Annotated in this window: 1 protein-coding gene; it reads right to left on the reverse strand. The window is 34.3% G+C overall.

The window, feature by feature from the left end:
• Positions 1-113: 113 nt before the first annotated feature.
• The gene (gene rpsM / locus ACW2QF_RS11005) at positions 114-482 is read right to left on the reverse strand and encodes a 30S ribosomal protein S13 (RefSeq protein WP_455716053.1); all 369 of its coding nucleotides are present in this window, start codon (positions 480-482) and stop codon (positions 114-116) included.
• Positions 483-674 lie beyond the last annotated feature (192 nt).

Raw genomic sequence — 674 nt, forward strand, 5'->3', positions numbered from 1 at the left:
CACCGTTTTTCTTAACACGTTTCTTAGTCACTTTTTTTGCTATTTTTTTAGCCATTTCCAAACCCTCCTATTGGATTTTTATTCCTATTATTTAACCGAATAAATTAAGATAATTATTTCTTCTTGTTTGCTACAGTTCTCTTAGGACCTTTTCTAGTTCTAGCATTAGTTTTAGTTTTTTGTCCACGAACAGGAAGACCTTTTCTATGACGGATTCCTCTGTAACATCCGATTTCTTGTAATGTCTTAATATTAAGTGCCACTTGTCTACGTAAATCACCTTCAACAGTATGACTTGCGTCGATTACGTCACGAATTCTTGAAACTTCTTCGTCAGTTAAATCTCTAACGCGAGTGTCTGGATTAACATTAGCTTCAGCTAATATACGGTTTGAGCTTACTCTACCAATTCCATAAATGTAAGTAAGACCGATTTCAACACGTTTTTCTCTTGGTAAATCTACACCACTGATACGAGCCATGTGCGTATTACACCTCCGTTAATTTTATTAAGAGTAATCAGATGATAGTATCATACCACCAAGTTTTTAATACTTTGGTTGGGTACGGTGAAATGCATACTTTTTCTTTCTTACTCTACTCATAAAATGTTTCCTTGTGATTGACTTATCACAATGTGATTGAATGATCACAATGTGATTGATGATCACAAT

The sequence above is a fragment of the Anaerosporobacter sp. genome (assembly GCF_965301125.1).